Annotated in this window: 13 protein-coding genes and 1 pseudogene; 8 read left to right on the top strand and 6 right to left on the bottom strand. The window is 74.8% G+C overall.

The genetic code is table 11. The features are described from left to right. Window position 1 precedes the first annotated feature (1 nt). The 7 genes from ACZ4K2_RS20395 (at window position 2) to ACZ4K2_RS20365 (ending at window position 10,034) form a co-directional block, all read left to right on the top strand. Entirely contained in the window at window positions 2-3,598 is a 3,597-nt protein-coding gene (locus tag ACZ4K2_RS20395) for a hypothetical protein (protein WP_467475273.1), read from the top strand. Next, window positions 3,559-3,714, top strand: a complete 156-nt coding sequence (locus tag ACZ4K2_RS20390; protein ID WP_467475271.1) for a hypothetical protein — start codon at window positions 3,559-3,561, stop codon at window positions 3,712-3,714. The genes ACZ4K2_RS20395 and ACZ4K2_RS20390 overlap by 40 nt, the downstream gene beginning before the upstream one ends. A gap of 133 nt (window positions 3,715-3,847) precedes the next feature. Then, window positions 3,848-5,050 carry a lanthionine synthetase LanC family protein gene (locus tag ACZ4K2_RS20385; RefSeq protein WP_467475269.1) on the top strand — a complete coding sequence of 401 codons (1,203 nt, stop codon included), beginning with the start codon at window positions 3,848-3,850 and terminating at the stop codon, window positions 5,048-5,050. Between the two features lie 355 nt (window positions 5,051-5,405). Beyond that, complete coding sequence (locus ACZ4K2_RS20380; RefSeq protein WP_467475267.1) at window positions 5,406-6,641, top strand: epoxide hydrolase family protein; 1,236 nt, start codon at window positions 5,406-5,408, stop codon at window positions 6,639-6,641. Window positions 6,642-6,715: 74 nt separating this feature from the next. Beyond that, on the top strand, window positions 6,716-7,180 hold the full coding sequence (locus ACZ4K2_RS20375) for a MarR family winged helix-turn-helix transcriptional regulator (RefSeq protein ID WP_467475265.1): 465 nt from the start codon (window positions 6,716-6,718) through the stop codon (window positions 7,178-7,180). 141 nt (window positions 7,181-7,321) lie between these two features. Next, on the top strand, window positions 7,322-8,272 hold the full coding sequence (locus tag ACZ4K2_RS20370) for an NmrA/HSCARG family protein (protein ID WP_467475264.1): 951 nt from the start codon (window positions 7,322-7,324) through the stop codon (window positions 8,270-8,272). 181 nt (window positions 8,273-8,453) lie between these two features. Then, on the top strand, window positions 8,454-10,034 hold the full coding sequence (locus ACZ4K2_RS20365; RefSeq protein WP_467475262.1) for an alpha/beta hydrolase: 1,581 nt from the start codon (window positions 8,454-8,456) through the stop codon (window positions 10,032-10,034). A gap of 128 nt (window positions 10,035-10,162) precedes the next feature. On the opposite strand, the gene ACZ4K2_RS20360 is transcribed toward ACZ4K2_RS20365, so the two are convergent. Beyond that, a complete protein-coding gene (locus ACZ4K2_RS20360) occupies window positions 10,163-10,753 on the bottom strand; it encodes a TetR/AcrR family transcriptional regulator (RefSeq protein WP_467475260.1) in 591 nt (196 codons plus the stop codon). A gap of 151 nt (window positions 10,754-10,904) precedes the next feature. Next, window positions 10,905-13,286, bottom strand: a pseudogene (locus ACZ4K2_RS20355) (SpoIIE family protein phosphatase). Between the two features lie 908 nt (window positions 13,287-14,194). On the opposite strand from ACZ4K2_RS20355, the gene ACZ4K2_RS20350 reads away from it, so the two are divergent. Further along, on the top strand, window positions 14,195-16,264 hold the full coding sequence (locus ACZ4K2_RS20350) for a SpoIIE family protein phosphatase (RefSeq protein WP_467475258.1): 2,070 nt from the start codon (window positions 14,195-14,197) through the stop codon (window positions 16,262-16,264). Between the two features lie 213 nt (window positions 16,265-16,477). Here the strand turns inward: ACZ4K2_RS20350 and ACZ4K2_RS20345 are convergent, their stop codons facing one another. The 4 genes from ACZ4K2_RS20345 to ACZ4K2_RS20330 all read right to left on the bottom strand — a co-directional run bounded on the left by ACZ4K2_RS20345 (window position 16,478) and on the right by ACZ4K2_RS20330 (window position 23,080). Then, window positions 16,478-18,058, bottom strand: coding sequence for a hypothetical protein (locus tag ACZ4K2_RS20345; RefSeq protein ID WP_467475256.1), 1,581 nt, complete (start codon window positions 18,056-18,058; stop codon window positions 16,478-16,480). Between the two features lie 147 nt (window positions 18,059-18,205). Continuing rightward, on the bottom strand, window positions 18,206-19,897 hold the full coding sequence (locus ACZ4K2_RS20340; RefSeq protein WP_467475254.1) for a hypothetical protein: 1,692 nt from the start codon (window positions 19,895-19,897) through the stop codon (window positions 18,206-18,208). A gap of 194 nt (window positions 19,898-20,091) precedes the next feature. Continuing rightward, window positions 20,092-22,269, bottom strand: coding sequence for an eCIS core domain-containing protein (locus ACZ4K2_RS20335; RefSeq protein WP_467475625.1), 2,178 nt, complete (start codon window positions 22,267-22,269; stop codon window positions 20,092-20,094). 247 nt (window positions 22,270-22,516) lie between these two features. Then, complete coding sequence (locus ACZ4K2_RS20330; RefSeq protein WP_467475252.1) at window positions 22,517-23,080, bottom strand: GNAT family N-acetyltransferase; 564 nt, start codon at window positions 23,078-23,080, stop codon at window positions 22,517-22,519. Window positions 23,081-23,153: the final 73 nt, after the last annotated feature.

Genomic DNA, 23,153 nt, shown 5'->3' with positions numbered 1-23,153 from the left:
CGTGCACGACGAACCGGCCCTGGGCGGCACGGCACTGCTCCGCGTGGCGGGCATGCCCCTCGAAGCCTGGGCGGCGGCGGGCAACCCGCGCCTGTTCGCCCGTGTCGCGGAGCACGCCCGGTACGAGGAGGAGCGTGCCGAGCGCGCCCGCGCACTGGCCGAACGGCTCGGTGAGACGGTGGTACCGCATCCCGGTCTGACGTCCGCCGACCGCCGCGCCGTACTGGCCCTGCGCCGCCGGCTGCACGCGGGCGCGGCGCCGAGCGCGGCCGAGGTGTGGCTCCTGGCCGAACTGCCCGCCGCCCGGCCCCTCGCCCCGGAGGCGGCGCGGCTGTCCCGGGAGGCCGAGTCGGCGGCCGGTGCCCTGCGGGAACTGGAGCACGCGGTGCTGGCCGAGCGTGAGCGCGTGGGCGCGCTGGGCTGGGCCCTGGTGTGTGCCTCGCCGGTGATGCGGGCCTTCCTGGACGAGGCCGAACCGGGGATCGCCGACGAGGTCTCCCGGCGGCTGGCGGCGGGGGAGCCGTGGGGCGGGAAGCGGCTGCGCAAACGCGGGGCGTACCTGTGGCGGGCCCTCGGCCGGGCCGCGGCGAAGACCACCCCTCGCGGCTGGACCGGCCAGGTCGCCCCGCTGCCGGTCGGCCCGGCGGACCGGGACGGCGACGGATCCGGGTCCGCCCCGGTGCGGCTCGTCCCGCCGGGTACGGCCCTCGGCGCGCTGGCGGCCGAGGGCGTCGAGAACGTGCACGCGGTGCGTGCCCGGCTCGCCGCGCTGGACCTCCGGGCGGCCGGTCCCGACACCCTGCTGGCCCCGGCGCCGCTGCACTTCCTCCAGCCGGCCGGGACGCCGACCGGACCCGGAGTGCTGCGCTGCTGGGTGATCGACCCGCACGTGCACGGCCGGCTGCGTCAGGTCGTACTGCGGCGCACCCGCCCGCTGGAAGGCGTCCTCGCCGTCCTGGCCGACGGCCCGCGGCCGCTGGGCGACATCGAGACGGCCATGCTCGGCAGGGCGTCGATCCGGGCGGCTGCCCCCGGCCCGGCGGTGCTGCGCGGCTTCCTCGCCCACCTCCTCGATCTCGGCGTCCTCCAGGTGTGCGCGGCCCCACGCCGACGCACCACGGACTGGTTCACCCCTGAGGACGTCCACCGACGCGGCACACCACCCAGCCCGGCCCCGAGCACCACCACGATTCCGCCCGGCCCCGCCCGAGACCGCGACGACCAGCCCACCCACGGCCGAGCCCCCAACCCGTCGACACCGCACACCGGCGCGACCCGGCCCGCACCACGTCCGGCACCTCCCGCCGACGCCCCGGCCCCGCCCGCGGCGGAACCGGCGTTCCCGGCGGGCCCCGGCCCTGTGCCTACGCCTCCGGCCGCGGAATCCAGCCCCGCACCCCCGCTCCGGCCCCCGGCGGAGTCGGCCTCGCACACCGATGCGGCCGGGTCCGCGGTACGACCGGCGTCCCCTGCCGACCCTCCGACCTCGCGCGCGGCGGAATCGGCGCATGCGGCTGGCCCCGCCCACGCTGTCGCTCCCCCGGTCGCGGAGTCGGCCCGGCGCAGCGGCGCGCCCGGGTCCGGGGTGCGTCCGGCGCCCCACGCCGACCCCCTGGCCTCGCCCGCGGCGGAACCGGCGTTCCCGGTGGGCCCCGGCCCGGTGCCCACGCCTTCCGCGGAACCGGCCTCGCACACCGACGCGGCCGGGTCCACAGCGCGACCGGCGTCCCCCGCCGACCCCCCGGCCCCGCCCGCCACGCGTCCGGCGCCCCCCACCAGCCCTCCGACCCCGCGCGCGGTGAAATCGGCGCATCCCGCGGAACCCAGCCCCCCGCCCCGGCCCCCGGCGGAACCAGCGCGCCCGACGCCCCCTGCCCCGCCCGCCGCGCCCCCGGCGGAGTCGCCACACACCAACGCGACCGGGTCCGCACCGCGTCCGGCACCTCCCACCGACGCCCCAACTCCACCCGCACCGCATCCGGCGCCCCCCGCCGACCCCCCGGCCCCACCCCCGGCGGGTCCGGCGCACCCCGCACCCCCCGCTCCAGCCGCCGTACCCCCCGCGGAGCCGGCCCCGCGTTCCCTCAGCCCCGCGACCCCCGCCGCCGCCCCTCGCGCATGGTTCACCGACTCCTACCGCGCCCTCACCGCCACCGTCCCCGAAGCGGCGGTCCGGCAGGTGGAGCGGGGGGTCGGGATCGCCGCCCGGGTGGTCTGGCTGCGCGAGGCCGACCGGCTCGCGGCGCCGGACGCGCACCGGCTGCCCCCGGAGCAGGCACGGCTCGGCGAGGACCCCTGCCCGCTCGGCGACGTCCTCGCCCGGCACCTGGCCGAGGACGCGGGCCTGCCGCGGCCACCGCACCGGTACGCGGGCTGGCACCCCGTACCGGCCGCCGGCTCCGGCTACGCCAGGCTGCTGGAGCACCTGTCCGAGCGGGCCGGCGCCGAGCAGGTGGACCTGGACGACGGCCTGCTGGACGCGCTCGGCGCCCCACCGGCCCACGCGGCGCTGCCACCCTGGCCGCTGGACTGCCTGGTGCGCCCGCTTGCGGGCACCGGCCCGCTCGCGGTGCTGGAGACCGCCTCGCCCGCGGGCGTGCTGGACGCCCGGTTCGCCGGGGCACTCCAGACGCTGTACGGCGGCTACGGCAACCCGCGGGGCTACCGGGCGTTCCTCGCCGCCGTGGAGCGGCTGACCGGCGCCCGGTTCGTCGAACTGCTGGTGCCACCGCTGGCCGAGCGCGCCGCCAACGCCGTACGGCGGCCCGTCGTCACCGGCTGGTGGACGGGCGACCCGGACGCCACGCCGTACCAGGGGCCCGCCGGTCTGACGGCCCGTCACCTGCCCCTGGAGCGGATCACCCTGCGGCGTTCCGGCACGGCGCTCGTCGCCGAGGCCGACGGCCGCCGCCTGCTGCCCGTCCACCACGCCACCCGCGCGCCCATGCCCCCGTACGACGTGCTGGTCCGGCTGCTGCTGGCGGCCGGCCATCCCGCGGCCTCGCACCTCATCCGCCTGGACGGCCTGGCCGAGGCGCTCCCCGGCGCGGACCGGCTGCCCCGGGTCACCGTCGGTGGCGTGCTGGTCGTCAGCCCCGCGGCCTGGCGCGTGCCGCGCACGTCCCTGTGGCGGCCCGGCGACGGCGACCTGGCCAAGGTCCGGGCCCTCACCGCCCTGCGGCGCTCGACGGGCCTGCCCCGCTTCGCGTTCGTCCGGGCCGCGACCGGGGCGAGGCCGGTACCGGTGGACTTCGAGGCGCTGACCGCCCTGCCCCTGCTGGACCGCATCGGCTCCCTCCACCCCGGCGCGGACCTGCTGGCCGAGGAGATGCTCCCCGCACCCGGCGGCCTGCTCCTGCGCGATCCGCTGCACGGCGGTGCCGCCGTCGCCGCCCAACTGCTGCTCCGACTCCCGCACGACCGAGCCGCCGAGGACCTCGCGGCGCTCGCGGCCGCCGCACTGTGCGGCCCACCGGACGTCCCCGGGCCGTTCGCCCCGAGCGGGCCGCGGTTCCCGGGGCGAAACCCAACCCACACCGCTCAAGGAGGAGAACCACCATGCCCGACATCACGGAACTCGCCGACCTCGACGCCCTGATCGGCGACCTGGACACGCGCATCAGCGAGAGCACCCTGCCGACGACCGAGGCCTACACCCACGGCTGCAGCGGAGTGTGCACGATCATCGTCTGCGGGACGGTGGTCATCTGTTGACGCTCCCGCTCTGAGGTGAGCGACCACCTCGGGCCGCCGTCGTGCCGGCGGCCCGAGGCACATCACCGGCACCCCGTCCGGCCCCGCGCCCCACGTCCGTGCGGGGCGCCGGCCCGCCCCGCGAGGAGGCACCGTGTCCCAGCGCACCGAGAACCCCGAGGCCGCGGCCGCCGCCACCGCCCTCGCGGTCAGGCTCCTCGACGCGTGGTCCGCCCGCCCGCGCACGGACGCCCCGCCCGCGGAACACCCGTCCGACCCGGGCGTCCCCGTCCTGGCCGCCGCGGCGCACGACGCCGGAGCGGCGGAGCCCGCGGCCCGCGCCGTGGCCGTGTGGGCCCGCACCGCGGGCCGCGGACCGGGCCACCCCGGCCTGTACGACGGCGGTCTCGCCGGCACCCTCGTGGGCCTGCGCCTCGGCGCGGGCGTGCATCCGGGGCTGCGCCCCGTCGCCGACCGGCTGCGCGACCGTCTGGTCCGGACCGCCCCGACGCGCGGTTGGCGACGCGAGCGGGTCGCCTTCCCGGACTACGACCTGATCTCCGGCCCCGCCGGCCTGCTGCTCTCCCTGTGCGCGGGCACCCGTCCGGCCGAGGGCGCGCTCGGTCCCACCGCCGGCCACCTGGCCGCCCTGTGCGACGCGGACGACCTGCCGCGCCTGCGGACCGCCGGCTACGCGGGCCACCCGCACCTCGACTGGATCGACGGGCGTATCAACACCGGCATGGGCCACGGCGTCGCCGGCGTCGTCGCCGCGCTCACCGCGGCGGTCCGCGACCTCGGGCCGCGGGACGACCTGACCCGCGCGTCGCGCCGCGCGACCCGGTGGCTGGTCCGCCAGTCCTTCACCGACGCCCGCTCGGTCCGGAGCTGGGACGGCGCCGGCCTGGACGGCCCGCCGCCTCCCGGACCGCGGCCCCGGCAGGCATGGTGCTACGGCACCCCCGGGGTGTCCTGGGCGCTGTGGGACGCGGCCGACGCCTCGGGCGACCGGGAGACCGCCGAGTGGGCCGCGGACGCCTTCACCACGCTCGCCGAACGGTACGACGAGCACTTCCACCTCTTCGGCGACCACCCGGCCGACCTCCTGGGCCTGTGCCACGGCGCGGCGGGCGTGCTGGCGGTGGCCGACGCCTTCGAGCGGCACGCCGGACTCCGCGCCGCGACCGCGCTGAAGGCACGCCTGTCGGCCCACCTCGTGGACCGGCTGCCCGCGGTGGAGGCCCTGGGTGAGGAGAACATGGGCCTGCTCGGGGGAGCGGCGGGCCCGCTCTGCGCCCTGCTCACGGCGGCCCGCGGCGCCTCACGGGCGTGGCTGCCGTGCCTCGGCCTGCGCTGAACGCGCCCGCGGGCACGGGCCCGCAAACGGCCGGGCCGCGTCCGGCTCCGCGCACCGGCGCGGACCGCACGAGCGGTTGAGCGCGTCGCCCGCCCCGTCCTCCCGCCACGCCACCGAACCGCGCCCGCAGGCCTGTTGGGCCGCGTGCGCGCCGCGTCGGTCCTTCGCCGGTTCCGCCGTCAGCCCCCTGGAGTGTGCGCGATCATGCCAGGGTGGACGGGACGCGGCGGCCGGGAACCACCGGTCGCGCCGACCGGCCACCCCGACCCGCACCACCGGCAGGCCCCGGCCCGGCCACGCGACAGCCCGGCCTCCGACCGACACCGTCTCCCTTGCCTCCATAAGGAACGACACCATGACCACCCCGCACGCCTTCCCCCTGGACCCCACCCCGATCCACGTGCCAGACGAGGCCCTCGACGACCTGCGCGCCCGTCTCACGTCGACCCGGCCGCCGCTGGACGAGGGGAACGAGGACTGGTTCTACGGCGTCCCGGCCGGCTATGTCCGGGAACTGGTCGCCCACTGGCGGGACGGCTACGACTGGCGCAAGGCCGAGGCAGCCTTCAACGTCCACGAGCACTACCAGGTGAGCGTCTCGGGCGTCCCGGTGCACTTCATGCGCGAGCCCGGCCGCGGCCCCCGGCCGATCCCGTTGATCCTCACCCACGGCTGGCCGTGGACGTTCTGGCACTGGTCGAAGGTGATCGGCCCGCTCGCCGACCCGGCCGCGTTCGGCTGTGACCCCGCCGACGCCTTCGACGTCATCGTGCCCTCCCTGCCCGGCTTCGGGTTCCCCGGTCCGCTCACCGGCTTCCCGGACGTCAACTTCTGGAAGGTCTCCGACCTCTGGCACACGCTGATGACCGAGACCCTGGGGTACGAGAAGTACGCCGCCGGGGGCTGCGACATCGGCGGGATCGTCTCCAGCCAGCTCGGCCACAAGTACGCCGACGAGCTGTACGGCATCCACATCGGCTCCGGGCTGCCGCTCGACTTCTTCACCGGCCCCCGCGCCTGGGACTTCGGCCGCAACCGGCCCCTCACCGACGACCAGCCCGCCGACATCCGCGCCCGCATCGTCGAACTGGACCGGCGCTCGGCCTCCCACCTCGCCGTGCACACGCTCGACGGCGCCACCCTGGCCCACGGGCTGAGCGACTCGCCGGCCGGACTGCTCGCCTGGCTCCTCGAGCGCTGGAACGCCTGGAGCGACAACGGCGGCGACGTCGAGTCCGTCTTCACCAAGGACGACCTGCTCACCCACGCCACGATCTACTGGGTCAACAACTCCATCGCCACGTCGATGCGTTACTACGCCAACGCCAACCGCCACCCCTGGGCCCCCGCGCACGACCGCACCCCCGTCGTGCAGGCCCCGGTCGGCCTCACCTTCGTCACGTACGAGAACCCGCCCGGCGCCCACACCGCCGCCGAGCGCGTCCGGGCGTTCGAGAACGGCCCGCAGGCGGCCTGGTTCAACCACGTCAACGTCAACGCCCATGACCGGGGTGGCCACTTCATCCCCTGGGAGAACCCCGAGGCCTGGGTGGACGACCTGCGCCGCACCTTCCGTGGCCGCCGGCCCTGAACGATCCGGCGGGCGCGGCGGCGGGCCGGGCGAACTCCCCGGTGACGTGTCAACCGGCTGGCTACACTCGTCCCGTGACGGACTCGGTGGACTGGCTGTCGGCGGAGGAGCAGCGGGCATGGCGGGGCTTCGTCCGACTGCACGAGCGGCTGGGGGGCCGGCTGGCGCGCTCGCTGCAGGCGGAGTCCGGCCTGTCCGCCGCGGACTTCGCGGTCCTGGTGCGGCTCACCGACGTACCCGAGGGCCGGCGCCGGCAGCAGGAGCTGGCGCGGGCGCTGGAGTGGGAGAAGAGCCGGATGTCCCATCACATCGCGCGCATGGCGGGGCGGGGACTGGTCGTCCGGCGGGAGTGCCCCGAGGACGGGCGGGGCGCCCTGGTGGTGATCACCGAGGCGGGGCGCGCGGCCGTCGAGGCCGCGGCCCCGCCGCACGTGCGGGCGGTGCGTGCGCTCTTCCTCGACCATGTCACGCCGGCGGAGCTGCGCACCCTGGCGGAGGTCTCCGAGCGCGTGGCCGCGAAGCTCGACGAGGAAGCCTGAGGCGGCCGCCGCGCCCCGCGTGGACCGCCGGAGTGAACTCGGCCGAATCACCGCGCCGGAAAGTTGACGCATCAACCTGCTCTCCCTAGCGTCGGCGACGCGTCAACCGGACGACCCCCGCCTCGGACAAGGACGACTGCCATGAGCGACAAGAAGATCATCGCGGTGACCGGCGCCACGGGCTCGCAAGGCGGAGGTGTCGCACGGGCGATCCTCGCCGACCCCGACGCGGAGTTCGCCGTCCGCGCACTCACCCGCGACCCCGCCTCGACCGCCGCCGGGGAACTCGCCGCGCTCGGAGCCGAGGTCGTCCGGGCCGACTTCCACGACGAGGCGTCGGTGCACAGCGCCTTCGAGGGCGCGCACGGCGCCTTCCTCGTCACCAACTTCTGGGCGCACGGCTCCGCGGCGAAGGAGACGGAGGAGATCCGCACCCTGGTCCGGGCCGCCGCGGCGACGGGACTGCGCCACGTGGTCTGGTCGACGCTGGAGGACACCCGCGAACTGCTCCCGCTGGACGACCCCCGCATGCCGGTCCTCCAGGGCGAGTACAACGTGCCCCACTTCGACGCCAAGGGCGCGGGCAACCGGCTGTTCACCGAGGCCGGGGTGCCCACGACCTTCCTGAACACCACCTTCTTCTTCCAGGGCTTCCTCGGCCCGTTCGCCCCCGAGCGCGCCGAGGACGGCACCCTGACCCTGACCATGCCGATCGAGGACGGGAAGCTGCTGTCGGGCGTGGACGTGGCGGACATCGGCCGCACCACGCTCCCCCTCCTCAAGGACGGCGAGCGGTTCGTCGGCCGCACCGTCGGCCTGGCGGGCGACCATCTCACCGGCGCCGGGTACGCGGAGAAGCTGGGCGCCGCCCTCGGCGAACCGGTGCGCTTCCGGTCCGTGCCCTACGACGTCTTCCGCTCCCTGGACGTCCCGGCCGCCGACGAGATCGGCAACATGTTCCAGTTCTACGGCGACTTCGACCGGGAGTTCACCGGCGCCCGCGACCTCACCGCCCTGCGCGCGCTCAACCCGCGACTGAAGGACTTCGACGCCTGGCTGGCCGAGAACGCCGCGAAGATCGAGGTGGGTTGACCACCCGCACTCCGCGCTCCGCAGGGCGGACGGAATCAAGGGCCTTCGGGTTCTCCTCCGCAAGTCTCCTTCCGCATCCTCCAGGAGGCGTAGCAAGACCGCCCCCCAGATGGATTCGCACACCTCCCCGCACACGAAATCCTCAGGCCGTCCCGGTAGTTGACCGAAAGGAACGGCCATCGTGCGCATAGGACGCATGGCGCCCTTGCTCGCCGTGGGGGTCACCGCAACCCTGGTCCCCGCCCTCGCCCCGGCTCAGGCTTCCGCGGCGGAGCCGCCCCAGAGATTCGCCGCACAGAAGCCCGCGTGGCACCGGTGCGACACGGCGGAGCCCGCCGCCTTCCAATGCGCGACGATCAAGGTCCCGCTCGACTACGCCCACCCCGGCGGCAAGACGATCAGCCTGGCCGTGTCCCGGCTGAAGACCAGTGTCCCGGGCAAGCGGCACGGCGTGCTCCTCTTCAACCCGGGCGGTCCGGGCGGCGAGGGCCTGTACATGCCGGTCATCATGAAGGACATGATGCCGAAGAAGGTCCGCGACCAGTACGACCTCGTCGGCTTCGACCCCCGCGGAGTGGGCCGCAGCACCCCGGTGACGTGCGGTCTCACGACCAAGGAGCAGGACACCGAACACCCGTACAAGGCGGCGACGTTCAGCCGCGACGTGAAGTGGGCCCGGACCGTCGCGGACAAGTGCCGCGCCAGGAACGGCGACAAGATCCCGTACATCACCACCCGCAACACCGCCCGCGACCTGGACGTCCTGCGCGCCGTCCTCGGCGAGAAGAAGATCTCCTACCTGGGCTACTCGTACGGCACCTACCTGGGTGCCGTCTACGCGCAGATGTTCCCCAAGCGGACCGACCGCTTCGTGCTCGACAGCGCCGTCGACCCGGCACGGGTCTGGCGCGGCATGATCCAGGTCTGGGCCGAGGGCAGCGAGCCCGCGTTCACCCGCTGGACGAAGTGGACCGCGCAGCGCAACGGCACCTACAAGCTCGGCGACACGCCGGCCAAGGTGCGCAAGACGTTCTGGGACCTGGTCGCCCGGGCCGACCGCACGCCCATCGTCGAGGGTGACACGAAGATCACCGGCGACGACATCCGGGCCGGACTGCGGCCCGCGTTCTTCATGCCCGAGTTCGCGGCCGAGATGGTCGTCGACCTGAAGAAGGCGGCCGGCGGCCAGGCCGTGGCAGCCCCGCACCTCGTCGCGCCGGAGCGCCGGCCGGCGCCGCGCTGGTCCGCGTCCGCCGCGCGCCCGCCGGCCGACAACGGCACCGCCGCGTTCTGGGCCGTGGTCTGCGGCGACACCGGGGCCTGGCCGCGCGATCCCGAGCGGTACCGGCGGGACGCGATCCGGGACAAGGCGAAGTACCCGCTCTACGGCGACTTCGCGTCCAACATCACGCCCTGCGCGTTCTGGGGCAAGCCGGCCGAGCCGGTCACCAAGGTGGGCAACAAGGTCCGCCTGCTCACCGTCCAGAACGAGTGGGACTCCCAGACCCCGCTGGTCAGCGGCCGCGGCATGCACCGCGTCCTGAAGGGCTCGCGCATGGTCTTCGTCAAGGGCGGCGAGGGCCACGGCGTCTACGGCATGGACCCGCGCTCCTGCGCCGACCGGACCGTCAACGACTACCTGAGCAGCGGCAGGCTCCCGGCGCGGGACGTCACCTGCAAGCCGCCCGCCGCCCCGAGCCCGGCCGCCGGGCGCGGCATCCTCCCGCTCCCTGTGAACACGCCGGTCGGACCGCGCTTCTGACCCGACGTCGCCCCACCGCCCCCGTCCGGACTTCCGGCCGGGGGCGGCACGCGTTCCTCCCCGGTGGTCGCACCGTACGGCGTCACGGCCGCGCCCGGCCGGCGGGGCGCCCCGCCCGCGGGCGCCGCTCACCCGGGCGGGACCTGCCGGGCGGCGGGCCCGCCCGCGAGCAGCAGGAGGGCGTCCACCAGCTCCTCGGCGGGGTTCCCGGTGGCCAGCCGGCGCAACTGGAGTCCCATCACCACGGCGACCGCGGTGGCCGCCAGGCGCCCGGCGTCCGGGACGCCCAGAGCGGTCAGGATCCGGGCGGCGAGCCGGTCGTACGCCCGGAACGCCTCCGCCGCGGCCTCCCGCAGCCGGTCGTCGCGCCCGGCGTGCAGGTACATCTCGAACGGGGCGGGACAAGCGCTGCCGAGCGCGGTTCCGCAGCCGACCCGGCCGGCGAGGGACGCGGCGTCCGCCGCGCCCATGCCGTCGGCACGGCATCCGTCGGCCAGCTCGGTGACGTGCCGGGCCTCCTCGCGCACGAAGTACAGCAGGCTCTCGCGCAACAGGTCGTGCTGGGTCTCGAAGTGGTAGGTCACCGACCCGAGCGACACACCGGCTTGCCGGGCGATCCGCCGGTTGGTGACCGCCACGGCCCCGTCCTCCCCGATGATCTCCAGGACGGCGGTGATGATGCGCTGGCGCGTCGGGGCGGGGGATGCGGCGTTCGGCATGCCAGGCATTGTCCGGCCGGCCCCCGCGTCCGGTGCCCCGTACCGGGACAAGGCGACCCGATGGAGTGACACCGGGTCCCGTCACGGCCCGGCCACCGGCCCTCCGCCGTGAACGTCCTCCCCGCGGCGCGTCCGCACGGGCGCAAGAGGCTCAGGGGACCGCCAGTTCGGCCCAGATGGTCTTCCCGGAGGCGGTGTACCGGGTGCCCCAGCGCTGGGACACCTGGGCGACCAGGAACAGGCCGCGGCCCCCCTCGTCGTCCCGGCGCGCCCGCCGCAAGTGGGGCGCGGTGTGCGCGTCGTCGGAGACCTCGCACAGCAGGCAGCGGTCCCTGATCAGCCGCAGCGTGACCGGCCCGGTGGCGTACCGGATGCCGTTGGTGACCAGTTCGCTCACCACCAGCTCCGCCGTGAACGACAGATCGGCCAGCCCCCACGCCGCCAACTGCTCCTCGGTGAGCGAGCGGGCACGCGCCACCATGGCCGGATCGGGCGGCAGTTCCACGTCCGTCACGTGGTCGCCGCCGAGCCGCCGGGCGCGGACGAGCAGCAGCGTGGCGTCGTCCGCCTGCGGCCCGGGTGGGAGCGTGGCCAGCGCCCGGTCGCACAGCTCCTCCACCGGGCACCGCTGCCAGGTGAGCACGTGGGCCAGCCGGTCGATCCCGCTGTCGATGTCGGTGCGCCGGTCCTCCACCACCCCGTCGGTGTAGAACGCGACCACGCTGCCGCCGGACAGGTTCAGCTCGACGTTCTCGTACGGCAGGCCCCCCAGCCCCAGGGGCGGCCCGGGAGCCGGCGCGGACAGCACCACCGCGCCGTGCCCGTCGGCGACGATCGGCGGGGGATGGCCCGCGCTCGCCCGGACGCACCGCCCGCTCACCGGGTCGTAGATCGCGTACAGGCAGGTCACCCCGAGCGCCTCGTCGGCCGTCCCGTCGACCCCCTCGGCCCCCGAGTCCTGTGCGACCAGGTCGTCCAGCCGGGTGAGCAACTCGGCCGGATCCAGGTCCAGCAGGGCGAGGGTCCGCACGGTGGCGCGCAGCCGGCCCATGGTCGCCGCCGCGTGCACGCCGTGGCCGACCACGTCGCCCACCGTCAGACCCACCCGGGCGCCGGACAGCGGGATCACGTCGAACCAGTCGCCGCCCACGCCCACCCGGCTGTCCGCGGGCAGGTACCGGTAGGCCACGTCGACCGCGCTCTGCTCGGGCAGGTGCTGGGGCAGCAGGCTGCGCTGGAGCACCAGCGCGGCCGCGTGCTGGCTGGTGTAGCGGCGGGCGTTGTCGATGCCCACCGCGGCCCGCTCGGCCAGTTCCACGGCGAGCGTCTGCTCCTCGGCGCCGAACGGGTCGGGGTTGCCGCTGCGCCGGAAGGTGGCCAGGCCGAGGACCGCGTCACGGGTGAACAGCGGGACGAAGAGGCACGAGTGCGCGGCGGCCGGCCGCGCCCCGTCCGCCCCGTCCGCGGCACCGGGCCGCGCGGAGTCGACGACGGGCCGGCCGGTGGCCAGGCTCAGCGCCTGCGGCGACGACGGCGGGTAGGAGACGGGAGTGGTCCGGAACTCCTCGGGGGTCCGGCCGTGCATCCGCAGCAGACTGTGCCCCGGCGCCGAGCCCGTCGGCGGTTGCCGGCCCTCGATGACCGCCGGCGGCAGGTCCACCAGCACCTCGTCGGCCAGTTGCGGCACCGCCACGTCGGCGAGTTCCGCGGCCGTGCGGCGCACGTCGAGGGAGACACCGATGCGCTGGCCCGCCCGCACCAGCAGGGACAGGCGCTCCTGGGCCCGGTAGCGGTCGGTGATGTCCAGCGACTCCTCGAACAGGCCCAGCGGTTCGCCCCGGGCGTCCACCAGCCGGTGGTACGAGCAGGACCAGACGTGCTCGCGCACCGGGTCCGCCGGGGCGCGCCCGCGGTAGTGCATGCCGATGATCGGTTCCCCCGTCGTCAGCACGTGCTCGATGATCCGGTCCTCGTCCGGGGGGTGGTGCCGGGAGATGAACTTCCCCTCGGGGAAGAGGTCGGCGGCCGGCCGGCCGATGTACTGGGCGATCCCCGCCAGCTCCAGCTCGGTGGAGGTGTTGGCCCAGACCACCCTCCCGTCGGTGTCGAAGATCGTCAGGCCGACGGGGGACTCGGTGGCCAGTCCCTGGAGCAGCGCGAGCTAGGTCTCCCAGCCGCGCAGCACCGCCAGCTCGGCGGCGACCACGACGGTCGCGGCGGAGCCGCGGTGCGCGAGCGGGCTGAACGTCACGGCCGCGCGCAGGGTGCGCCCGTCCCGGCAGCACAGGTCCAGGACGGTGCTGCGCGGCCGGCGCCCCTTGCACAGGGCGAACGGCCGCTGCTCCGGGGCCGTCGCCAGCAACCGGGCGGCGGGCCGGCCGAGCACGTCCTCGGGCGGGTGTCCCAGGAGGCACTGGGCCGACGGTCCCCACCCGGAAACGCGGCCTTCGTCGTCCAGCACCGCGGCGGCGGCCCTGGAGAGGTCCAGCGGACTGTGGAAGTCGACGTCGGGGGCCTTCGGAAAACGATCCATGCCACCGCTTCCCTTCGTGCCCCCTCAGCATCCCGTGCCCCGGGACGGACGACAACCGCACGGACGGCGGACCACCCACCGCCCCCACGGCGGCACCGCACCCCCGAGGGGCGTCCCGGCGCCGGATAACGCCGCCGTCCCCGTGCCGCGCGGCCGCTCGCGAACATCCCGGGCACCGACGGCCGGGCCCGTCGCCCGGGTACGACGGCCGGGTGGACGACAGCCGCACGGGCGGGGTCGTCCGCCGCCGCGTGGAGCGGGTATGGCGCTGTCTTGCGCCGGTGGCCCTGCGCCGGCCCCCGCCGCCCCGGTGCCGTGCGGCCGCCCGACGGGGTCGGGCATGCCGCCCGGATATGGCGGTCGGTGGACGACAGCCGTACGGGCGGAGACCGTCCGCCGACCGGTGGAGCGGGCGCGGCGCACTGCCTTCCGCCGGTGGTCCGGTCCCCGCCGTTTCAGCGCCGCCGAACCGCCCGCCGACCGGGCGGGCACCGAGGGCCGGTCCTCGGCGCCCCGGGCCCCGAGGGTCGGGCATGCTGCCCGGATTGACGGGCCGGGCGGACGACTGCCGCCTGGGCAGGGGCCGTCCGCCGTCCCGTGGGCCCGTCGCCGCTGGCTCGGCGCCGGACCCCGCTGTCGCCGCGCCGTGCGGCCGCCCGCCGACCGGGCGGGCACCGGCGGCCGGGTCCGCCGCCTGGGTACCGGCGGCGGACCCGGCCGTAGTGGCCGGGGCACGCTGCCCGGGGCGCGACGGCCGTGCACGCCGTCCGGGCGTGACGGCCGGGCAGGGGGGCCGGAGCGCGGCGCCCGCCTCCAGCGCGCCCGCCTCCGACGCGGCACCCCGCCTCCAGCGCGGCGTCCGCCGTCGCGGCCCGCGCCGATGTGCCGGGCAAGGGGGAAGATGAGGTATGGCCACGACGGACTTCTCCCGGGCCGGCGACGGCCGGCCGGTGGTGGGTCCCGCCGTACCGCCCACCGGCCTGCTCGATCTGCTCAGCGTCGCCGCGGTGGTCCTGAACGCGCGGGGCCGGGTGGTCTCCTGGAGCGCGAAGGCCGAGGAGCTGTCCGGTTACACCGCCGCGGAGGCGCTGGGCCGGCACGCGGCCCGGCTGACGGTCCGCGAGGAGCACCGGGACCGGGTGACCGAGCTGTTCACCGAGGTCATGGAGTCCGGCGCCGACCGCGCCGGGGCCCTGCCGATCCGGCACAAGGACGGCAGCACCCGGCTCGTGGAGTTCCACGGCATGCGGCTGCTGGACGGCCTCGGCGACAGGTACCTGCTGGGCCTCGTCGCGGACCGGGCGGCCGTGGAGCGGGTCGAGCGGGACGCCGCCCTGGCCATGTGCCTGGTGTCCCAGTCCCCGGTCGGGCTGGCCATCCTGGGCCCCGACCTGCGGTACCTGGCCGTGAACCCCGCGCTCGAACGCATCACCGGCCAGTGCGCCGCCGAGCGCCTCGGCCGGCCGGCCGGCGAGATCCTGGGCTTCCTGGAAACGGACCCCGAGGCACGGCTGCGCCGGGTCCTGGAGACCGGCGAGCCCGTCGTGGACCGAGACATCGTCTGCCGCCCGCCCGGCGATCCGGACCACGACCACGCCTGGTCCGTCTCGTACTACCGGCTGGAGGACTCCGGTGGGCGGGTGCTCGGCCTCGCCTACTCCGTCATCGACGTCACCGAGCGTCACCGGGCCGCGGCCGAGGCGGCGCGGGCCCGGCAGCGGATGGCACTGATCGCCGGCGCCTCCGCCTGCCTGGGCAGCACCCTCGACCTGGAGACCACGGCGCGCGAACTCGCCGACGTCGTCGTACCGGTCCTGGCCGACGTGGCCGCCGTGGACCTGCTGGACAGCGCCCTCGACGGCCGGACCGCGCCCGGCGAGGGCCCGGCGCCCTTCCGCGCGCTCGCCGTCAGCGCGGCGCACGCCCCCGAGGCCGTACGCGCCGCCGACCCGCCGGGCCAGGTCGCCACCTACGACGGCGACCGGCTGATCACCCATTGCGTACGCACCGGGCGGCCGGTGCTCGTGCCCCGCACCGGCCGCCGGGACCTGGAGCGCATCGCCCGCCACGGCGAGGCGGCCTCCCTGCTGGAGGCCGCCGGGGTGCACTCCTACCTGGCGGTTCCGCTTCTGGCCCGGGGCGAGGTCCTCGGCGCCCTGGACCTCAAACGCACCCGCAACCCCGCCCCCTTCGACGAGGACGACGTCTTCCTCGCCTCCGAGCTGGCCGCGCGGGCCGCGGTCTGCATCGACAATGCCCGCGGCTACCAGGCGCAGCGCCACGCGGCCCTCACCCTCCAGCGCAGCCTGCTCCCCGAGCCCCCCGCCCGGCTGTCCGGCCTGGAGGTCGCCTGCCGCTACGAGCCGGCGGGCGCCACCGTCGAGATCGGCGGCGACTGGTACGACGCGATGCCCCTGCGGGACGACAAGACCGCGCTGGTCGTCGGGGACGTCATGGGCAGCGGTCTCAACGCAGCCGCCACCATGGGACAACTCCGCAGCGCCGCACGGGCGTTCGCCGAACTCGACCTGGCACCCGGCGAGGTGCTCCGGCACCTGGACCACCTCACCGAGGGCGTCGAGCAGACCATCACCACCTGCATCTACTGCGTCTACGACCCCGGGCGGGGCGAGTGCGAGATCAGCATCGCCGGCCACCTGCCGCCGGCCGTCATCCGGGACGGCGACGCCGCACGGCTCCTCGACCTGCCCACCGGGGCGCCGCTCGGCGTCGGCGGGGTGCCCTTCGAGGCCACCACCGTCGCGTTCCGCCCCGGCGACCAACTGGTCCTCTACACCGACGGGCTGGTCGAAACCCGGGGCGAACCCATCGACGCCCGCCTGGACGCCCTCCTCGACGCGCTCACCACGACCCGCGGCCACGGCCTGGAGGACACCTGCGACCGCGTCCTGGACCTCCTGCGCCCGCCCGGCGGCGAGGACGACGTCGCGCTCCTCATCGCCCGGGCCCGGCCCTGAGCCGCGGACGCCGGCACCCGCGTTTTCGGCCGGTCGCCGGGCCCGGCCCCCGCCCCCCGGAACGGCCGCGCACCTGGCCAGCCCGGGAGCGCCGTACGGACGGGCGCTCCCTCCGCGCCAACTTCGGCGATGCGGTGCACGAGCCGCCGGGAATGTGGGACGGTGGTGTCCGGCCGGGCCCGTCGCTCTCCCCCGTGGTGACGGGCCCGGTCTTCAGCCGTCGTCCCGCGCGGCCGCCAGGCCGTTGAACACGCCCACGTAGGCCGTGCCGTCCGGCCCCAGCGTGATCGGCGCCCAGTTGTTGTCGTAGTCGGCACCGGTGCCGATGAGCTGACTGAACCTGGTCCGGCCCGTGCGGAAGTCCACGGCGGTGAGGTACCAGGCGTCGATGCCCAGGGCGTTCGGGTCCTTCGTGTACAGGTAGAGCAGCCCGTTGCCCGTGGACAGCTTGGGCACGACGGACGGCGACCGTTCGGCGCTCTGCCACACGACGTCGCACCCGCTGCCGTCCGGGCGGACGTCGATCCGGGTGACCCCGCCGACGACGCTCCGCCCCAGGGTGAGGGAAGTGACGTTCTCGTAGCCGTAGTTGTTCTCCACCACGAGACTGTCGCCCCAGCTGATCAGGGAGTTGTCCGTCGTGGACGCCCCCGGTCCGAAGACGGGGACCGCGCACACCGGGCGCCGGTCCGCCGGGACGTCCGCGCCCCGCCGGTAGACGAGGACGTGCATGCGGTCGTCGGCGTTGTCGGTGATCGCCACGTACCGGCCGCCCTCGCCGAAGATGTCCGGAGTGGTGCCCGAGCCCTGGTTGACCGAGCCGGGCTTCGTGCCGCTGCCCCGGTCGTACGTCTGGCGCCAGCGTACGGTGGGTGTCCCGTCCGGCGCGGCGGTGAACTCGTACAGCGCGTGGTCGGAGACGATCGACACGCCGTCCTCGGCGACGGAGAAGGAGTTCTGGATCTCCTCGCCGGCCAGCCGCACGGACCGGACGGTCCCGGTGGCCGGGTCGACGGTGCCCACCCGGCCCTGCCGGGTGACCCACCAGATCCGGCCCGCCCAGTCGGGCATGACGGAGGTCACCGGGTCACAGGTGCCGCTGGGGTGCAGATTGGTCCAGGTCACGCAGTCGTGGGGCACGTGCGAGGTCAGGTCCCAGTCGTCGGTGACCGTGAACTCCCAGTCCCCGTCCGGCCGCTGCCGGTGGGCCAGGCGGACGATGTGCTGCCGGGAGTCCGCGAGCACCAGGCGGTCCTGGTCGTCCAGGTACGAGTACGCGCCGCCGGAGGTGTCCTTGAAGATGCGGGAGAAGTCCAGCCGGGTGATCGCCTCCACCGTGGACGGACGCTGCGGCAGCCGGTACTCGGCCAGGGTCGCCAGGGAGCGCGGGTCGAGCAGCTTCACCAGGAACCCGGTGAGCGTCCCGCACACGGTGACGATCCGGCCCGCCCGGTCGAAGGTCACGTTGGCGCACTCACCGCCCACCGGGGCCATGCGCTCGCTGGCGACCCGCGGATGGTCGCCGAGCGGACCCGACCACGGGTAGGTCGCGCTGCCCCAGGCGTCGGCGTGCATCCCGGAGCGGCCGTTCGGTGCGAGGTGGGGGTGTTGCGGGGGCGGTGTGCCCGGCAGCGGCCGGGCGGTGGCCGGGGCGCCGGAGAAGGCGTCGACCAGGCGGTGGCCGGGTGCCTTCGGGATCGGATCGGCCAGCGCCGGTGTGGGTCCGGAGACGGCCGCGGCCGCGGTCAGGGCCAGGACGAAGGCCAGGGCCCGGACGGGTGTCCTGCGGGACATGGGGCTCCTCGGGTGCGTGCGTCGGTGGTCGCGCTGCGTGCGTCGGTGGTCGCGCCGCCGTGACCATAGGAGCGCGCCGCGGAGGAGTCCATGGAAACCTGAGGATTGTTCACGATCCCGCAATGCCGGGCCGGGTCCCGCCGCCCGTCACGCGTCCTCGGCGCAGCAGCCCGGGACCTCCGGGTGCCGGGCGGCCTCCAGGCGGCAGAAGCAGGACGCCTCGATCGGCACGTCCGCCAGCGCGGTGGCGATCCGCAGTTGCTGTGCCACGATGCCCGCCTCCCCCCGCTTGCCGAGCCGTACGAGGCATTCGTGCAGCCCGTGCAGCGCCCATACGTTGCCCGGGTGCTGCCGTGGCCGGGGCAGCGTGTCGTCGAGACCGAGATCGGCCCGGTACACGGCCTCGGCCTCCGCCACCCGCCCCTGCTCCAGGAGCAGCGCGCCGTACGCGTGCCGGGTCGGCTGCATCCACCCCCACGGCTCGTCGTACGGCAGGCCGTCGTCCAGCTCGATCGACCGGCGCAGCGCCGCGAACGCCGCCTCGTGGTCGCCCCGGCGGTAGTCCAGCTCACCGTCCAGCATGTGGCCGGCGATCGCCAGGATGTCCGCGCAGGTGTTGTTGAAGAGCGTCCGGGTCACCGGGACCCGCGCTGCCGCCTCGCGGAAGAGCTCCCGCTCCCGCTCGGCCTCGCCGGCCCTCCGGGTGGCGGCGAGGGCGACACCGCGCGCGTAGCGCAGCATGGCCGTCGTCACGCAGTACAGGTCCGCGTCGGCCGGCAGCGGCAGGGCCAGGATGTCGGCCCAGCGGCCGAAGCGGACGTGCACGTGCACCCGCATCGCCAGGAAGCCCTCCAGCCAGTCGGCCATGGGCGGGCTGTCCACGCGCAGCAGTTCCTCCGGCACGGCCGCCTCCAGCCGGGCCGCCGTCTCGATCGCGTCCTGGTAGCGGCCGAGGAACATCGCGCCGTAGATCTTGAAGTGCAGGTTGTGGCACCGGTAGAGGGTGTAGAAGTTCATCGCCCCGGCCCGGGCGTGGAACTTCTCGTCGGCCCTGATCGCCTCGGTGTTGTCGGAGAGCACCCGCCGGTAGTCGCCGCAGAGCACCTCCAGGTGGGAGGGCATGTGCTGGAGGTGTCCGGCGTCCGGCACCAGGCCGCGCAGCCGGTCACCGGCGGGCAGCGCGGCCTCGGGCGTGGGGGACATCTCCATCAGGTGGACGTACAGGTGGAGCAGGCCCGGGTGGCGGGCGCCCGCCTCCGTGGCGAGCGCCCGGTCGAGCACCTCCCTGGCCTCGGTGGTCCGCGCGCCCGCGGCCGGGCGGCCCGTGCGGACGTCCCACAGCTGCCAGGGGGTGAGGTTCATCAGCGCGTCGGCGTACAGCGCGGCGACGTCGAGGTCACCGGCCGCCAGCCGGTGGACGGCCGCCATGCTGTCGGCGAAGGCGACGCTCCACCCGCCGCTGCCCCCGGCGTCCGCGACCCGCTCGCGCGGGTAGCGTGCCGCCAGGGCACCGATCAGGGCCTGCTCCACCGGGGTCGCGCCGGCCGCCTTCGCCCGCGCCCGCCGCACGGCGGCGTGCGCCCGCTCCACCGTCCGCCCCAGGTCCCGTTCGTCGAAGGCGTCCCATGGCTTGTTGTAGTTGGGGCCGAGCGCGTAGGCCAGCCCCCAGTCGGCCATCGCGCAGCCGGGATCCGCCTCGGCGGCGGCCTCGAAACAGCGCACGGCCTCCTCGTGGTTGAAGGCGTACGTCCAGTTCAGCCCGCGGTCGAACCAGGTCTGCGCCTCGGGGGACGACGTGGTCACACGCCGCCCGTGGCTGCCGAGGTCGTAGTAGTCCATGCACCCTCCTCAGGGCCGACGGCCGCTGCCCGCCCGGAGGTTGGGACGGCTCGGCGGCGGCCGGTGCGACGACGCTAGCGAAGACCGGACCCGCCGCCGCACCGTCCGGACGGAAATCACCCGCCCGACCGGGCCGCCATCCGGTGACGGAGAGTGCGTGCCCGCACGGTGCCGGTGGGCGCGCGGGCATCGTCCTACCCGGTGCGGCGGACGTCGTCTTTGTACAGGCGCCGGAAGTCGCTGAACACGTGATTCCCGAGTTTCATGGCTTTCCTGAGGGATTCGTCCGAGCGGCCCAGTTTATTCTTGAGCTCGAAAAGTTCCCGCCAATTCTCCGCGGTGATTTTCTTGGCGACACTCTTCACCTCCTCTTGGAGCTTCGTCCAGATGTCCTCCCCGACGATGTCCCTGATCCTGAGCTTCTCGTCCTCGGTGAAAGGGGGGCTCCCCTGACCCTTGGGGTAGCGTGTCCGTCCTTCGTTCTTCTTGGGCCTCTCGGGGCCGTCGTCCTTCTTCCGCTTCTTGGTGTTGTCCGCGGGTTTCTTCACGAGGTCCGGAACGGCCACGCCGTCCATGGAGCGCAGCGGCAGCTCGTTCAGGTCGTCGGAGTCGTAACCGCTGGAAGCCGTCTCGAACGTGCGCGTCTCCCGACCGTCGATGACCGACACGTGACCCATGCTGCTGACCAGTTGGTCGAGGACCTGCGCGTGCCAGACGTCGGTGGAGTCGCCGGTCGGTTCGTGGTCCAGCTCCATCGCGTCGGGGTGGCCCCACGGCCGGCCCAGGGCGTACGCCTCGATGGCACGCAGCGCGTTCTTGTAGTACGCGCCCGAGTTCCGGTTGACGCTGAGTTCCCCCTCGAACATGTTGTCGCTCACGTGCCGCAGCAGGGCGCCGCAGGCGAGGCAGGGACGCTTGGAACCGCGGATCAGGAATTCGTCGGAGGTGAGGTCGTCCGGCGTGATCCGGGCCGCTCTGAGCGCGGCGACGAGCTTCTGTTCGGCGTGGATCACCACGTTCGGGTTGCCGGCGATCTCGTTGGCGGTCCTGATGAGAATGATGACGTTCCGGTACTCGTCACTGGTGAGCAGGTGGCGCAGCCCCTCGTTCACCTCGGTGCTCGCGAGATCGACCTCGGCCACCTGGAGCCGCTCCTGCGGGGCCTCTGCGTTGGCCGACGTCCGGGTGGCGCGGACCAGGACGTCGCCCGTCACGTTGCGGGACGGCGCGGGCGCCTTGCCGGCACTCGGCCGTTCGTCGTCCGCCTGGTACTCCTCGTCGCCCGCCGACTTGTAGACGCCGCCGAGTCCCGCTCTGGCCGCCCGGCGCCGTTCGTTGATCAGGGGCGCTTCGTTGCGGCCGGTGGCCGCGGCCCCGACGAGGGGGGTCTCCATGCTGAGCATCTCCGTGAACGACGCCGTGTTCTGCCGGTACAGCGCCTCCAGGAGGTCTATGGACTCGTTGATGTTCGCGCTCAGGACGATACGGTCGTTGAGGAGCATCCCCTGGAACTCCGCTTCGGCAGGGGGCTTCTTGTCCGGAGCGGCGACGGCCCTGAGGTGCTGGACGCAGGCGAGGAGGCGTATCGCGATGTGGCGCATCGTCTGCACCGACCGTTCGGGTGCGAAACTCCGGCGTCCACGGCTGACCTTCCCCGCCGACGTGAGCCCGCCGAGCTGATCGGTGCGCCTGGCGGCCTCATCCTTGCCCTGGCCGAACCGGTCTTCGTGTTCCTGCGTGTTCTCCCACGCGGTCAGCAGGTTGCTGTACGGGGCCTGCCTTCTCTTGCCCTTCGCCTTCTCCGACGGCTCCCCGGAGTCGGCGCGCTGGATCGCGGCCGCACCGGCGGGCGCGGCACCGGCCGCGGCCATGGCCGGGGCCGCGGACCTCGGGGGAGTGGCGGGACCTGCCATCACCCGCCGTGCGTTGGCCTCGGCTTCGCGTTCGAAGCGGTCGGAGGGGTGGGAGACGGACAGCCCGTTGCCGTTGTCGGTGCCGGCGACGGGGCCCCGGCGCTGCTGGATGACGTGGGTCAGTTCGTGGGCGAGGGTGTGCTTGTCCGTGCCGCCGTCACCGATGACGACGTGGTGGCCGGAGGTGTAGGCGCGGGCGCCGACCTCGGCGGCGGAGGAGCGGGCGGAGTGGTCGTTGTGGATGCGGACGTCGCCGAAGTCGGCGCCCAGCCGTGCCTCCATCTCCTTCCGCAGCGGTGTGTCGAGGGGGCGTCCGCTGCTCGCGAGGACGTCGTGGACGGCGGAGCGCTGCACGGGGGCGGGGGCGGCCTGCTCCCGCTGGTGACCGCAGTTCGCGTCGTGCCGGTGCTGTTCGCGGTCCGGTGGCTGGGCGTGCGGATGGCCGGCGCGTTGCAGCATGTGCACCACGGCGGCGTTCCCGGCGCGGGCCTGCAACGCGGTCAGCCCCGCCGGGGTCGCCTGGGAGGGTGTCCTCGGCAGGGGCGCCTTCCTGCTGCTGCCGTCGGTGGCTCGGTCGGGGGTGCGCTCGTACGACACCGCAACGCCTTTCGGTGACATCGGTGGGCCGAACCCCATGAGACGCACCGGCCGCCGTGACCGGCAAGGCCGCCGAGGGCAGCCTTTCGGGCAGACCTCGCGGGTACGGCTACCGCTGGTCCCAGTGCTCCTTGGTGATCTCGTACCGCACGCCTCCGTGCTCGGCGCCCTCGACCGCCTCCATGTCGGGCGGTGCGGGGAGGGTGCCCGTGAGTGTCATGCCGAGCTTCTCCATGATGTTGCGCGAACCCCGGTTCACGGACATCGTGTCGGCCCACACCATGCGCACACCGAGTTCGCCGAACGCCTTGCCCAGCAGGGCCCGCGAGCCCTCCGTGGCGTAACCCTTGCCCCAGGCCGCCTGCCGCAGCCGGTAGCCGAGTTCGACCTCGTCCAGCGGGCCCTGCGCCTCGGGCCGCAGGATGAACCAGCCGATGAACGCGCCGCCGTCCTTCTCGTGCGCGGCGAACAGTCCGAGGACACCGCCCCACTTGTCGTAGCCGGCGAGGATGTTCGGCAGGTGGCGCTCCCGGATGATCTCCGGTGCGGTCGGTTCGCCGCCGGTCAGGTAGCGCATCACCGCCGGGTCGCTGTCCAGTTCTATCAGCAGGTCCGCGTCATCGGCGGTGAAGCGGCGCAGGGTGAGGCGCTCGGTGTCGAGATAGGTGTCCACGAGCCGATCATGCCGGAAACGCACCGCCCGTCCCAACGACTTTACGGGCGCCCGGAACAGCGGCCCGCACCCT

The organism is Streptomyces sp. NPDC025833, from assembly GCF_055558055.1.
The sequence above is the reverse complement of the archived record's forward strand: the minus strand, read 5'-3'. Positions and strand labels throughout refer to the sequence as shown.

Coding starts and splice junctions, on each gene's coding strand:
- ACZ4K2_RS20390 (WP_467475271.1), top strand. CDS start 3,559: ATGCCCGACATCACGGAACTCGCCGACCTCGACGCCCTGATCGGCGAC.
- ACZ4K2_RS20380 (WP_467475267.1), top strand. CDS start 5,406: ATGACCACCCCGCACGCCTTCCCCCTGGACCCCACCCCGATCCACGTG.
- ACZ4K2_RS20370 (WP_467475264.1), top strand. CDS start 7,322: ATGAGCGACAAGAAGATCATCGCGGTGACCGGCGCCACGGGCTCGCAA.
- ACZ4K2_RS20360 (WP_467475260.1), bottom strand. CDS start 10,753: ATGCCGAACGCCGCATCCCCCGCCCCGACGCGCCAGCGCATCATCACC.
- ACZ4K2_RS20350 (WP_467475258.1), top strand. CDS start 14,195: ATGGCCACGACGGACTTCTCCCGGGCCGGCGACGGCCGGCCGGTGGTG.
- ACZ4K2_RS20345 (WP_467475256.1), bottom strand. CDS start 18,058: ATGTCCCGCAGGACACCCGTCCGGGCCCTGGCCTTCGTCCTGGCCCTG.
- ACZ4K2_RS20340 (WP_467475254.1), bottom strand. CDS start 19,897: ATGGACTACTACGACCTCGGCAGCCACGGGCGGCGTGTGACCACGTCG.
- ACZ4K2_RS20335 (WP_467475625.1), bottom strand. CDS start 22,269: ATGCTGCAACGCGCCGGCCATCCGCACGCCCAGCCACCGGACCGCGAA.